The 12,857-nt window shown below is 51.3% G+C and carries 14 protein-coding genes and 1 rRNA gene; 13 read left to right on the top strand and 2 right to left on the bottom strand.

The genetic code is table 11. From position 1 onward, the window contains the following. From A3EQ_RS0112750 to A3EQ_RS0112680, 10 genes are all read left to right on the top strand, one after another. Positions 1-808: DNA-directed RNA polymerase subunit alpha (locus tag A3EQ_RS0112750; protein ID WP_026499947.1), on the top strand; the 808-nt coding region annotated here is incomplete at its 5' end. 49 nt (positions 809-857) lie between these two features. Continuing rightward, positions 858-1,223 carry a 50S ribosomal protein L17 gene (gene rplQ, locus A3EQ_RS0112745; protein WP_020155556.1) on the top strand — a complete coding sequence of 122 codons (366 nt, stop codon included), beginning with the start codon at positions 858-860 and terminating at the stop codon, positions 1,221-1,223. Between the two features lie 254 nt (positions 1,224-1,477). Continuing rightward, a complete protein-coding gene (locus A3EQ_RS0112740; protein ID WP_020155555.1) occupies positions 1,478-2,317 on the top strand; it encodes an energy-coupling factor ABC transporter ATP-binding protein in 840 nt (279 codons plus the stop codon). Further along, a complete protein-coding gene (locus A3EQ_RS0112735; RefSeq protein WP_020155554.1) occupies positions 2,293-3,162 on the top strand; it encodes an energy-coupling factor ABC transporter ATP-binding protein in 870 nt (289 codons plus the stop codon). Before A3EQ_RS0112740 ends, A3EQ_RS0112735 begins: the two co-directional genes overlap by 25 nt. After that, on the top strand, positions 3,159-3,953 hold the full coding sequence (locus A3EQ_RS0112730) for an energy-coupling factor transporter transmembrane component T family protein (protein WP_026499946.1): 795 nt from the start codon (positions 3,159-3,161) through the stop codon (positions 3,951-3,953). The genes A3EQ_RS0112735 and A3EQ_RS0112730 overlap by 4 nt, the downstream gene beginning before the upstream one ends. Positions 3,954-3,965: 12 nt before the next feature. Beyond that, complete coding sequence (gene truA, locus A3EQ_RS0112725; protein ID WP_020155552.1) at positions 3,966-4,703, top strand: tRNA pseudouridine(38-40) synthase TruA; 738 nt, start codon at positions 3,966-3,968, stop codon at positions 4,701-4,703. Between the two features lie 276 nt (positions 4,704-4,979). Next, on the top strand, positions 4,980-5,414 hold the full coding sequence (rplM, locus tag A3EQ_RS0112715) for a 50S ribosomal protein L13 (protein WP_020155550.1): 435 nt from the start codon (positions 4,980-4,982) through the stop codon (positions 5,412-5,414). 24 nt (positions 5,415-5,438) lie between these two features. Then, the gene (gene rpsI, locus A3EQ_RS0112710; protein ID WP_026499945.1) at positions 5,439-5,831 is read left to right on the top strand and encodes a 30S ribosomal protein S9; all 393 of its coding nucleotides are present in this window, start codon (positions 5,439-5,441) and stop codon (positions 5,829-5,831) included. A 907-nt stretch (positions 5,832-6,738) separates the two neighbouring features. Further along, entirely contained in the window at positions 6,739-7,476 is a 738-nt protein-coding gene (cwlD, locus tag A3EQ_RS0112690; protein WP_020155547.1) for an N-acetylmuramoyl-L-alanine amidase CwlD, read from the top strand. 466 nt (positions 7,477-7,942) lie between these two features. After that, the gene (locus tag A3EQ_RS0112680) at positions 7,943-9,004 is read left to right on the top strand and encodes an Mrp/NBP35 family ATP-binding protein (protein ID WP_020155545.1); all 1,062 of its coding nucleotides are present in this window, start codon (positions 7,943-7,945) and stop codon (positions 9,002-9,004) included. Positions 9,005-9,257: 253 nt separating this feature from the next. Here the strand turns inward: A3EQ_RS0112680 and gerD are convergent, their stop codons facing one another. Then, complete coding sequence (gene gerD, locus A3EQ_RS0112665) at positions 9,258-9,839, bottom strand: spore germination lipoprotein GerD (protein ID WP_020155543.1); 582 nt, start codon at positions 9,837-9,839, stop codon at positions 9,258-9,260. A gap of 193 nt (positions 9,840-10,032) precedes the next feature. Between gerD and A3EQ_RS0112655 the strand changes: the two genes are divergently transcribed. After that, the gene (locus tag A3EQ_RS0112655; protein ID WP_020155541.1) at positions 10,033-10,707 is read left to right on the top strand and encodes a KinB-signaling pathway activation protein; all 675 of its coding nucleotides are present in this window, start codon (positions 10,033-10,035) and stop codon (positions 10,705-10,707) included. 95 nt (positions 10,708-10,802) lie between these two features. Here A3EQ_RS0112655 and A3EQ_RS0112650 read toward each other — a convergent pair whose 3' ends face one another. Then, entirely contained in the window at positions 10,803-11,552 is a 750-nt protein-coding gene (locus A3EQ_RS0112650) for a polysaccharide deacetylase family protein (RefSeq protein WP_020155540.1), read from the bottom strand. Positions 11,553-11,677: 125 nt separating this feature from the next. On the opposite strand from A3EQ_RS0112650, the gene A3EQ_RS0112645 reads away from it, so the two are divergent. Continuing rightward, positions 11,678-11,908 carry a hypothetical protein gene (locus tag A3EQ_RS0112645; RefSeq protein WP_020155539.1) on the top strand — a complete coding sequence of 77 codons (231 nt, stop codon included), beginning with the start codon at positions 11,678-11,680 and terminating at the stop codon, positions 11,906-11,908. A 587-nt stretch (positions 11,909-12,495) separates the two neighbouring features. Then, positions 12,496-12,857, top strand: a 16S ribosomal RNA gene (locus A3EQ_RS0112635); the annotation flags it as partial.

Here is a 12,857-nt window from a genome sequence, read left to right as displayed (position 1 = left end):
CTCACTCCCTGGTGCCGCGGTCACGTCGATTCAAATAGATGGCGTGCTTCACGAGTTTTCGACCATCGAAGGGGTCGTGGAGGACGTAACGACTATCATTCTGAATCTGAAAAAACTGGCTTTGAAAATCTATTCCGACGAAGAAAAGATCCTGGAAATCGATGCGAAAGGGGAAGGCGAAGTAACCGCAGCCGATATCACCCATGACAGCGACGTGGAAATTTTAAACCCGGATCTGCACATCGCCCAGCTAGCGCCGAACGGCAGGCTGCACATGCGGATGACGGCGAAGCGCGGCCGCGGGTATGTCGTCAGCGATCAGAACAAAAGGGACGACCAACCGATCGGTGTCATTCCCATCGATTCGATCTATACGCCCGTTTCCCGGGTCGCCTATCAGGTCGAAAATACGAGGGTCGGACAATCCACGAACTACGACAAATTGACGATGGAAGTGTGGACGGATGGGAGCATTGGCCCGAAGGAAGCCATAGCTCTCGGGGCAAAAATTTTGACCGAGCATCTGAACATTTTTGTCGGTTTGACCGATGAAGCGCAGCATGCGGAGATCATGGTCGAAAAAGAAGAAGACCAGAAAGAAAAAGTCCTGGAAATGACCATCGAAGAACTGGATCTCTCCGTCCGTTCCTACAACTGTTTAAAACGGGCGGGGATCAATACCGTCCAGGAACTCACCAACAAGACGGAAGAAGATATGATGAAAGTCCGCAATTTGGGCCGCAAATCGTTGGAGGAAGTGAAGTCCAAATTGGCGGAATTGGGATTGAGCCTGCGCAAAGACGACTAAGGTGCAGGAGCGGAACGAGCCATTCAAACTTCATGAAGGAGGGAACAACATGTCCTACAGAAAGTTGGGCCGTACATCGGATCACCGCAAAGCCATGTTGAGAAATTTGGCCACCGATTTAATTATAAATGAGCGGATCGAAACAACGGAAGCCCGCGCAAAGGAACTGCGGTCGGTTGTAGAAAAACTGATCACCCTCGGCAAACGGGGAGATTTGCATGCGCGGCGCCAAGCGGCTGCGTTTATCCGCAAAGAAACCGCCGACGCGGAGAAAAAGCAGGATGCTTTGCAAAAATTGTTCTCGGAGATCGCGCCTCGCTATGAAGACCGCCAAGGCGGCTACACGCGGATTTTGAAAATCGGACCGCGCCGCGGCGACGGTTCTCCGATGGTGATCATTGAACTTGTTGACTGATCGATTCGGAAAAGACGAGGGCAATGGCATTGGCCGGATTGTATGCCCTTTTCTTTTCATTTGTTTCCCAAGGCCTTAATGGAGCGTTATGATGAGGAGAATATCTTCGTCTAGCTCTGGCACCCTCGACAGGCAATAGCATATATTTTTGGCTGCATGGACAGGGTGCAGGCTTTTTTATTATTGGCGCAAATTTCGGAAGGCGAAGAGGAGAGCCGAGCAGGGATAAGCCGAGTGGAGGGGAGGATGGATCCATGCAGGAGCCGGCCGTCCGCTTTGATCATGTATCGTTCCGCTATGAAAAAAACGGGCCCTACGCTTTGGAAGATGTCAGTTTTGCCGTCCGGCCCGGGGAATGGCTGGCCATCGTCGGCCACAACGGATCGGGGAAGTCGACCATCGCCAAATTGATGATCGGCTTATTGTTCCCCGAATCCGGCGAAATTACCGTGGGAAATATCCGCTTGTCCGAGGAGACGATTTGGGACGTACGGTCGAAGGTCGGGATGGTCTTTCAAAATCCCGATAATCAATTTGTCGGCTCGACCGTTCAGGATGATGTGGCTTTTGGGTTGGAAAACCGGGGAATCCCGCGGGAAGTCATGGCGGACCGGGTTTTCGAAGCGTTAAAACGGGTGAAAATGGAAGAGTTTCTCGACCAGGAGCCCCATCATCTGTCCGGCGGCCAAAAGCAGAGGGTGGCGATCGCCGGCGTCATCGCCCTCGCCCCGGAAATCATGATTCTCGATGAAGCGACTTCCATGCTGGATCCCCGGGGAAGAAAAGAAGTGATCGAGACGATCCGCGATATCAAATCGTCGGCTGATCTTACCATTATTTCCATCACCCACGATCTGGAAGAAACGCTGCAGGCGGATCGGATCCTGATCATGAACCAAGGAAAGGTGTTTCACATCGGAAACCCGGAGGAATTGGTTTCCTTTGGCGACCGTCTGTACGAATTGGGACTGGATGCACCCTTCGTGCACAAATTGATCAAAGGCCTAAAGAATCGGGGGATCGACATCCCGGATCGCGATTTCACGGAAGAGACGTTGGTGGATTACCTATGGAAATTATTGCAAAGGAATTAGAATACCGTTACCACGTCAATACGCCCTTTGAAAGACGGGCGATTTACGACATCAACCTGGCCATCAAACCGGGGAGCTACACCGCCGTCATCGGCCATACCGGATCCGGGAAGTCCACCTTATTGCAGCATTTGAACGCCTTGCTCCAGCCGACGAAGGGATCGATCCGCATCGGTGACGTCCAGATCGTTTCCGGGAAAAGGGAAAAACATTTGAAACCCCTCAGGCAAAAGGTGGGGATCGTCTTTCAATTTCCGGAACACCAGCTTTTTGAAGAGACGGTGGAAAAGGATATCTGTTACGGCCCGTTGAACTTTGGCGTCCCGGAGGAAGAAGCGAAGGAAAGGGCGAGGGAGGCCGTCAGGCTGGTGGGCCTGCCCGAACATCTCCTGCAAAAATCCCCCTTCGACTTGTCCGGCGGACAAATGCGGAGGGCGGCCATCGCCGGCGTGCTGGCGATGAAACCGGAGGTGCTCGTGCTGGACGAACCGACGGCCGGCCTGGATCCGAGGGGACGCGCGGAAATCATGGAGATGTTCGGAAGGATGCACAAGGAAAAGGGCATCTCCATCGTTCTTGTCACCCACAACATGGAAGACGCCTGCAAATATGCCGAACACATCGTTGTCATGCACAAAGGGACAATTTACCGGCAGGGGACGGCGAAGGAAATCTTTTCTTCCCCGAAAGAGCTGCTGGAGCTGGGGCTGGATGTGCCGGAATCGATCCGGTTTCAGCTCAGGTTGGAAGAAAAGCTCGGGGAACCGCTCGGCGAACCTTGTTTGACGGTGGAAGAATTGATCGACCGGATCTGCGGGCGGCTGGAACGGGGGAAGGAACGATGATGGAAAAGATGATTTTCGGGCGCTATGTGCCCGGCAATTCCCTTTTGCACCGCCTGGACCCCCGGTGCAAGCTGGTCCTTTTGACCGCCTATATCGGCATCGTGTTCATTCCCAATAATGCGGCGACTTACGCGATACTGGCCCTGTTTACCCTCTGGCTGGTCATTCTGTCGAAGGTTCCGGTGAAATTTTTGTTCAACGGGTTGCAATTCATTTTTTGGCTCATCCTTATTACCTTGCTCCTTCACCTGTTTTTCACGAAGGAAGGAGATGTGGTCTTCCAGTACGGAGGGTTCAAAGTTTATGAGCGGGGGCTGACGCTGGGGGTATTCGTTTCCCTGCGGTTTTTGCTCCTCGTCATCACCACTTCCCTGCTCACGCTGACGACAACGTCGATCGAGATGACGGACGGGATGGAATATTTGCTGAACCCTTTGAAAAGATTCCGTTTCCCGGTGCATGAATTGGCCCTGATGATGTCCATCGCATTACGGTTCATTCCGACTTTGATGGATGAAACGGACAAAATCATGAAGGCGCAAATGGCCAGGGGCGCGGATTTTACCGGGCCGGTGAAAGAAAGGATCCGGGCCGTCGTCCCGCTGCTCATCCCCCTCTTCATCAACTCCTTCAAAAGGGCGGAAGAATTGGCCACCGCCATGGAGGCGAGGGGGTACCGGGGCGGCGAGGGAAGGACGAAGTACAGGGTGTTGCATTGGCGGACGAAGGACACGATCGCCACGCTCCTCTTCGCCCTGCTGGCGGCGGTGCTGTTTATGTTTCGCTCGTAAAGAGGGATCGGTATGAAACGGATCAAATGCGTAATCGCCTATGACGGCGCCAATTTTGCCGGCTACCAGATCCAGCCGGACAAACGGACCGTGCAAGGGGAAATTGAAAAGGCGTTGGAAAGGATGCATAAAGGGAGGAAAATCCGCATCCATGCGGCCGGAAGAACCGACGGAAAGGTGCATGCCGTCGGCCAGGTCATTCATTTTGACAGCCCGCTGTCCCTTCGGGAGGAGCAGTGGGTGAAGGCCCTCAATGCCCTCCTTACCGATGAAATTGCCGTAAGGAAGGCGGAGTTCGTCGATTCATCCTTTCATGCCCGTTACTCGGCCAAAGGAAAGGAATACCGCTACCGCATTTTGCGCAAAAAGGAAAGGGATCCCTTTTTGCGCCATTATGCCTACCATTTCCCCGAGCCGCTCGACGTTCCGGCGATGAGGAAGGCGATGGGATATTTTGTCGGAACCCATGATTTTACCGCATTTTGTTCGGCCAAGACGGAAACGGAAGACCGGGTCCGGACGATCGAAGCCTTCGAACTCTCGGAAACGAAGGACGAGATGGTCTTCCGGGTGAGAGGGAACGGATTTTTGTACAATATGGTCCGGATCATCATCGGAACGGTACTGGAGGTGGGTTCCGGAAAAAGGGATGCGGACGAGATCCCGGAGATCTTGGCAAGGAAAGACCGGAATCTGGCGGGGAAAACCGTTCCCGGCCACGGGTTGTATTTATGGGAAGTTTTCTATTGATCGGGAAAAATGCGCGGTTTTCCCGTTTGCGGTTTTCAAAGATTCCATGAGAAGCCTTTCCGGCGGCCTGCCAAATGCCGCCGGAAATGGCCGGGCGCCGGATGGGCGGAGCAAAATCTTTGAAGGGGCCTGCCGGAACATGGATTAAAGAAATAAAACTTGACATTGATAATTGAAAAAGATATTATAGCATATGGTATGCTGTCTTTTCCACGATAAGCCCCGGAACTTATTGTGTCGAAATATACCATTTTTTGATTTTTAGGAGGGAAATTCATGCGTACGACATATATGGCTAAGCCACACGAAGTTGAGCGGAAATGGTATGTCGTTGATGCCAGCGGCAAAACGCTCGGCCGCCTTGCCAGCCAAGTCGCCAGCATTTTGCGCGGCAAACATAAACCGACCTTCACACCCCATGTGGATACCGGTGATTATGTGATCGTCATCAACGCATCGCAAGTTCATTTGACCGGCAAAAAATTGACGAAAAAGATCTACTACCGCCACAGCCAACATCCCGGCGGACTCAAAAAGAGAACCGCTTTGGAAATGCGTACGAACTACCCGGAAAAAATGATCGAGCATGCGGTTCGCGGCATGCTTCCGAAGGGAACCTTGGGACGGAAAATGTTTAAAAAACTGTTCGTTTATGCCGGAAGCGAACATCCTCACCAAGCCCAAAAGCCGGAAAAATATGAGATCGGCTGATAATTCACAAGGAGGGAAATGACTTTGGCTAAGGTACAATATTACGGAACTGGCCGTCGGAAAACTTCGGTTGCCCGTGTGCGCTTAGTGCCAGGCGACGGAAAAATTATCATAAATGATCGGGATTTCGAAAACTATATCCCCACTCCTGCGTTGCGGGAAATCGTTAAACAACCCCTTGTCGTCACGGACACGCTGGGCCGTTACGATGTGTTGGTCAATGTCAAGGGAGGAGGCTTTACCGGTCAAGCCGGAGCCATCCGCCACGGCATCGCCCGCGCTTTGCTGGAAGTCAACCCGGATTTCCGCCCGATTTTGAAGCGGGAAGGGTTGCTCACCCGCGACGCAAGGGTGAAGGAACGGAAAAAGTACGGTCTCAAAGGTGCAAGACGCGCGCCCCAATTTTCCAAACGGTAATTTGCAACGATTATGGTTTCAGCTCCCTGCCGAACTGGTTGGGAGTTTTTTTATATCGGATTCCAGGATGCCCGCGGCAAACCGGGTTCTATGGGATTCGGGATGTGCCTTCCGTTAAAAGAAGGAGATGGTCTCCGAATTCCTGTATGGCCTTGCGAGCCGGCGCATCCCGCGGACATCCTGTTGTCTTCCGTTGCCGGGATGCCTTCGGCCCATTGTCGGCCGGCGTCGCGCCGAGGAGGGGAGAAGGCTCGCGGGTGATGCCGGCATGGGATGCGGCTGACCGGCCGGCGTGTTGAAAGATGGTCCCGCCGGACGGGCAGGAAAAGGATGTTTGGCGCCATGCGCCGAGGATGGCCCCATTTTTGGGCCTTGTCCGCCGGCCGGGATAGATGTTCCGGTTCCGCCTTTAGGAGAACCGACGTTTTCAAAGGCGGGCCTTCCCCGCATCGGGAAAGGGATTTTGCGGGCGTAGGGGGAACCTTTTCCCGGGAACGCGTTTTCCGTTTTTCGGGGGATGCCCATGTCCGAGCCCTTTGGGAAAGATCTTTTTCCGGGAGAAATCTTGTTTTCTCTTCGGGTTCAAACCGGATTTTTTGGGAGAAATCTTCCCTTTTCTTCAGGTTAAAACCATCTTTTCGGGGAAAAATTCCCTTTCCTGCAAAGTTGAAACCGATTTTTTCCGTGGAAAAAATTTCCTCTCGTACAGGCGCCCGCTGCGGAGGTTCCCGTCTGTCCGGCGGGCGCTTTCGCTTCCGTTCGGGACAAGGGGTTTTCCATGCTTTTCCTGGTTTCCGATGGGAATCCCGCAAGGATGCCGGAGAAAAGGAATCACCTCCTTTTGGCCGGTTCTAAAACAGTGCCTGTCTCCATATAGATTTAATGGACAGGCGAGGAGGTTTATCGAATGAGGAAAAAATGGCTGATCCTGTTTGGTTCCGTTTTTGCAATTTTTGCTTTTTATTTTTTGCTCCAGCAGCTATTTGCGGGCATTCATTCATGGAAAGACTGGAATCTTCCGTTAACCGGACGGATGATTTACATCGATCCCGGACACGGGGGCCCGGACGGCGGAGCGGAAAAGGGAGGGGCGGTTGAGAAAGACATCGCCTTATCCATCTCGAAAAAATTGCGGGATTATTTGCAAGAACAAGGGGCCTTCGTCTATATGACCCGGGAGACGGACCGGGATTTGGCCGATGAAGACACGAGGGGATTGAGCCGGAGAAAGGTACAGGATCTGCACCGGCGGGCCGATCTTGTCAATGAATCGGACGCGGAGCTTTTTGTCAGCATCCATCTGAATTCGATCCCTTCCCCGAAATGGCGGGGCGCCCAAACCTTTTACAGCGGAAAATTGATCGAAAGCAAAATCGCCGCGGAACTCATTCAGGAAGAACTGGTCAACCATTTGAAAAATACCGACCGGGAAGCGAAGGAAATCAATCATGTATACTTGCTGAAAAGCGTGAAAAAACCTGCCGTTCTCGTCGAAGCGGGATTTTTGTCGAACCCTGATGAACGCAGGCTGCTGATGGATAAAGATCATCAGGAAAAAGTGGCCGATGCCGTATACAAGGGAATTTTGCGTTATTTCACCGACGAAAGAAAGGAAAGAAAAGAAGAAACCGACGAGGAGGAATAACCGGGGCGAAGGGACAATGCGGTCCGAACCGCCGGCGTGTCATAAACCGGCGGAAAGAAACAGGTTGTCATCCCCGTGCGGCAAGAACTTTTTTAATTTTCCGACGCCTCCTTGCCAAGAGAAGAGACCGCCCCCGATGAAATGCTCCGATCCCCGCCTCCTTCCGCCGGATATAAACTCTCCAGCTTCCTTTCCCATGATGAAAATCTCCGGGCGGAAATCCCGCGGACTTTCGGAATCCCGATTAACCCCCGAAGGCATTCTTTGGCAGCTTTTCTTAGCCCATATGGTATAATGGTAAAAAAATGATTTCAAAAATTGGCCGTTTCCACGGGCCGGGAACGCCAAACCGCAAAACTTCTCCCGCGGAAAGTTTCACTGCAGCTTTTCCGGAGGGTGCCGGCGGTCGCGGCCCTTTCACCGTAAAAATTTTCCTGACAGATGTGCGAAAAAGGTGGTAGAAGAGATGCTGACTGTAGAAAAGGTAAGAGAAATATTAGGGGAGATCGAGGATCCGATTTTGCATAAACCGCTGAAGGAAACCGGAGGAATTTTGGAAATCAAAGTAAAGGAAGAGAAAAACCACGTCAGCGTGAAGGTGGCCATCGCCAAGACCGGAACCGCTGAACAGATACAAATGCAGTCGAACATTGTCAACCGCTTAAAAAACGCCGGGGCCGCCACGGTCGGCATCCGATTCGCCCAGCTCCCCGACGAGGTGATCGAACGATTCCGCCCCGAAGGAATTGAAAGCGAATTCGAGAAACTGTTAAAAAATACGGCCATCATTGCGGTGGCCAGCGGCAAAGGCGGGGTAGGCAAATCGACCGTTTCCGTCAATTTGGCGGTGTCCCTGGCGAGGATGGGGAGAAAAGTGGGCCTCCTCGATGCGGACATATACGGATTCAGCGTTCCGGACATGATGGGGATCGTGGACCGGCCGGTGGTCAGGGGGGAAAAAATTATCCCCGTCGACCGTTTCGGCGTGAAAGTCATGTCCATGGCGTTTTTTGTGGAAGACAATTCCCCCGTGATATGGCGCGGCCCGATGCTGGGAAAAATGCTGAACAATTTCTTCCGGGAAGTGGAATGGGGAGATTTGGATTATCTCTTTTTGGACCTTCCTCCCGGAACGGGGGATGTGGCATTGGACGTCCATCAAATGCTTCCGGCGTGCAAAGAGATCATCGTCACGACCCCCCATCCCACTTCCGCGTTCGTCGCCGCCCGGGCGGGTACCATGGCGCTGAAGACCAACCACGAGATTTTAGGGGTCATTGAAAACATGTCTTATTTTGAAAGCCGGACGACCGGGAAAAAGGAATATGTTTTCGGAAAAGGCGGCGGGAAAAAATTGGCGGAAGAATTGGGTGTTCCGTTGCTGGGGCAAATCCCCCTGGAACAGCCCTATTGGGACGATGAGGAATTCGCCCCGTCCGTCTATCAGATCGACCATCCGATCGGGAAAATCTACTTTAAGATCGCGGAAAAGATCGATGATCTCATCATGGAAAAGGAGAAAAACTGAGCGGGATTGCCTTGCGCCGGGCGGCGCCGAACCGGGACCTGCCGCCCGCTGCCCGCTTGCCAGTCAGGATTGGGGGGCAAAAATCATGCCGCCGAACCGGGGTTCGGCGGGACTTTCTTTTTGCGCCATGGGTGATTCGGACGCCTGGAGAGGAGAACCCATGGGCCTCCTGAGTTTCATTGTTTCGATAACGGGCGGTTCCGGGCGGAAAAAGTGGGACTCTTCGGATCCTCGTGGACTTCATCCTTTCCTTTCATTGCGTATTGTTGCTGGCGCCGTCTTGGTTTTCCTTTCGGATGCTTTCGGCCGATCGGATGATCAAATCTTGCAGCTTGGCCTGGAACAGCGGACTTTCCATCGTTTCCGTAATCAGCTGTTTGAGATGCTCCCGATATTCGTTGCTCTTCATTAAATCGGATAATTCCTTTTCCATTTCCGGATCGCGGAGAACTTCCATCATCATGCCCCGGTATTCCGGATCTTTCATTAAAGATTTCAATAATTTCTCCGTTTCCGTCCGCATGCTTTTGGCGAAGGTTTCCGCAAAAGCGGGATCCTCGAAGGCTTTTTTCCAAAATTCTTTTCCTTTGTTGGAGACGAGCGTATCTTCGATGGCCTTCGTAACCGTTTGATTGTCCATGATGAAGGACGTTTTGAATTGCTCGTCAGCCAGCAATTCTTTGACGGTCTGTTTGCCCTCGTCGGTCTTCAATATGTCGGTCACCATTTTTTTCGTTTCCTCATATTTCAGCTCCCCAACATTTTCCGCCTGCGTGGAACAGCCGAGCGGAATGAGGAACAAGGCCAAAAAAGGGAGCATGATCGTTTTTTTCATGACCCGGACGGGCTCCTTTCCTAAAGAAGGTGTTGTTATTAGGATGATTTTTTGGCAAAAAAATATTCGCACCGGAAAATGGCGGCGAAGGGAAGGGATTCCGGGCCGGCCGGCATGGAACCAGCGAAGTGGATTTTTGTCCTGCAAATTGTTAAAATGAGGAAGGATTTAAATTTACGGTGGAGGAAGAATTGTGAATACCAGGAATTGGGTAAAATTTTTTATAACGACCCTATGCATCGGAGGAGCCGTTACCGTTTTAACCGGCTTTATTATCCGCTGGAAAGATTTTCTCCCGTTTTTCCAATCCTTTGATGTGCTGGAAATCCTTTCATCGGCTTTTTGGCTGTTTTGCATCGGCCTTCTCTTCAGCACGGTCAGCCAAATGGGCTTTTTCGCCTATTTGACCTTGCATCGGATCGGCCTCGGCATTTTCCGTTCGCTTTGGAACCCGGTGCAAATCCTGTTCCTCGCCTTTGCTTTATTTGATTTGGTTTATTTCCGGTACCGTCTGTTCGCCGCGGAAAACGAAGGGATTTTTCCATATCTCGCCGTGGCTTTGCTGATCTTGCTGTACGGCATCCTGGTCGCCTATTTTAAAATGAAGCAATCCGATAAGGAAACCTTCGTCCCGGCGCTTTTTTTCATGGTTGTGGTAACGGTCATTGAGTGGCTTCCCGCTTTAAGAAATAACGATCCGAACTGGCTGCAGCTGATGATTTATCCCCTGCTCGTGTGCAACACGTACCAACTGTTGTCCCTTCCCGCCTACTTGGAGCGTTCGCAAAAAGAAAGGGAAGAACGGAAAAAAAGAAAAGAAGGGAGCGGCATGAAGCCGCTTCCTCCGAAAAAAGCGCAAAAAGTTTAACCCTTCGCCGTCCCCGGGAGATTCCGGGGACCATTTTTTTTTGAAGGGAGGTTCGGTCTTTCCCCGCCAGCCGGCGCCATCCCGCGTCTTTTCGGTCAATGAATCTCTCTTGTGTCCCATTTTCCTTCCACCAAATTTTCGGAAACCGTCGTAAGCTTTAAATTTTTCTTTTGCAGTTCTTTTAAAATTCCGGGCAAGGCGTTCGCCGTCTGTTTGGCCGAATCGGAAGCATGAAGCAAAATGATATCCCCGTTTTCAGCGTCCTTCACCGAATTTATGATCGGTCCCGTCCCCGGACTTTTCCAATCGTTCGTATTGATGCTCCAATGGACGACGGTAAAGCCCAAGTTGTTGGCGATGCTTAATAACCGCTTGTCGAAATGCCCGGTAGGCGCCCGCAAATATTTTTTGTAAGGGACGTCCAGTTTTTCAAAAACTTCAAGGCCTTTCAAAATATCTTTTTTGATGGCGGCATCGTCGATTTCGGAATAATCCTTGTATTCATAACCGAGCAATCCGATTTCGTATCCGGCCTCGGCGATTTTTTCGACGATATGGCTATGCCCTTCCGCCCAGGAGCCGGAAAGAAAAAAAGTGGCGGATGTTACCTTTTCTATTTTCAATTGTTCGAGGATGTGTACCGCCTGATTTTCCCCCCAAAGGATGTCAAAGGTCAGCGAAACTCCCCGCTTTCCTTTATAAATGGCTTTCGGTCCGTCTTTCGTTAGAAAAGTCTCCATCGCACCCGTATTCAAATATAAAAACATGGCCGCCGCCAAAGAAGTCAAGATGATGATGGAAATATTCCTGATCTGTTTCCAGCGAATGACGTAAAAAAAGTTCATAACCGTCACCTCGTCCATCCGGTCTTATTGAAAGCTATGCAGGAGAAAAGGCAAATATTCGGATTCGAATAAGATCAAAATAATCGCAAAAAATAAAATAGCCAATGACCGGGGAGGTGCAGAACATGATCGGACTGTTGGTGGACGATAAAGAAAAGGAAGAGCTGATTTATCTGTTAAAACGGGAAATGGATGAATTGCTTTTCGATCTTTACGATGAGCGGATTAATCATTATGTGAAAACGGGAATGGAAGAGCGTTACGATATCCTTTACAGCCTTTTCAAGCGGATCGCATCCCCGAACGATTGCCTTCGGTACATGAAAAAAACAAATTTTTCACATAACAAGGATTAGATTTTTCTTATTTTATTTAATACCTTGAAAGACGTCCCGGGAGAATTTTCCTATGAATCTTGACGCAGAGGATCCCGGGATTTGCCGTTGGCGCGGTCTCGCCCCCGTTGTCAAGCCGCCGTCCTTCAACCGAAATGCGCAACATATTGGCGCGGAGGAACAGGAACGGCGGCCGTCCGTTTTTCGGAAAAGATGGAGAACCGCGGCGGGTATCGGTCCGGATGAAAATCATCTTCTTCTCGGGAAATCCCCGTGCCAAGCAAAAATTTTTGTGATTGGAAACCCGATCGCAAAAAGATCATGGAATTCTATTGACAAAAATCCTCTGTGATGTTATTTTATAATTCGCTCCGAAAAGGAGCGGGCATGAAAAGGAAATTTCCATCAAATGGATTAAAAAAAAGAGTTGCATAATTATTTGCATCATGTTATCATTTTAATCGTCGCTCAAACGGGCGGCAAAAAGACGAGCACCGAGGAATTGACAAAAAGGTCAGATGGAGTTAAAATAAAGTGGTGCTTGGAACTTGAACCTTGAAAACTGAACAAGACAAAGCGCCTTTGAGTTTCGGATGAGCATAAATGTTTTGATGGAGAGTTTGATCCTGGCTCAGGACGAACGCTGGCGGCGTGCCTAATACATGCAAGTCGGGCGGAGCCCGAGGGGAGCTTGCTCCTTATCGGGCTCAGCGGCGGACGGGTGAGTAACACGTGGGTAACCTGCCCGTAAGACCGGGATAACTCCGGGAAACCGGGGCTAATACCGGATAACACCGGGGGCCGCATGGCTTCCGGTTGAAAGGCGGCCTTTGGCTGCCACTTACGGATGGGCCCGCGGCGCATTAGCTAGTTGGCGGGGTAACGGCCCACCAAGGCGACGATGCGTAGCCGGCCTGAGAGGGTGGACGGCCACACTGGGACTGAGACACGGCCCAGACTCCTACGGGAG

Origin of the sequence: Caldibacillus debilis DSM 16016 (assembly GCF_000383875.1) — a bacterium.
Lineage (GTDB): Bacteria > Bacillota > Bacilli > Bacillales > Caldibacillaceae > Caldibacillus > Caldibacillus debilis.
The sequence above is the reverse complement of the archived record's forward strand: the minus strand, read 5'-3'. Positions and strand labels throughout refer to the sequence as shown.